Raw genomic sequence first — 354 nt, 5'->3', positions numbered from 1 at the left:
CTGCCCGCCGGCATGACGTTATCCGCCGGGGCTTCACGCCCCGCGGATAACACTCCGGCGAAGGCTCCCGCCGCGCGCCGGACTTCCCTGATCCGCCGGGCGCTTACCGCCGCCGCAGACGCCCGGGCCCGGGACGGCCGAGCCTTCGGCAGACTGCTGGGCGAATCGGTAAGCGCCTCGGTGCAGTGCCTGATGCTGGCGGGAGGCTACATGATTATATTCGCCGTCGTTATCAGCATCCTGTCAGGGCTGTGCCCGCAGCTGCCGGAGGCCCTCACCTCCGGTCTGCTCGAGCTCCATCTCGGTGCGCAGGCTCTGACGTCCGGCTCGGCGCCGGATGTCTCAGGCTTCTCA

General features: G+C 69.2%; 1 pseudogene. It reads left to right on the top strand.

What is annotated here, in order from left to right:
- Positions 1-354 (top strand): annotated as a pseudogene (locus L692_RS33120) (nucleoside recognition domain-containing protein); the annotation flags it as partial.

The sequence above is a fragment of the Paenibacillus forsythiae T98 genome, from assembly GCF_000520735.1.
In the GTDB taxonomy this organism is placed as follows: Bacteria; Bacillota; Bacilli; order Paenibacillales; family Paenibacillaceae; genus Paenibacillus_AQ; species Paenibacillus_AQ forsythiae.
This window is presented reverse-complemented; position numbering and strand designations above follow the sequence as displayed.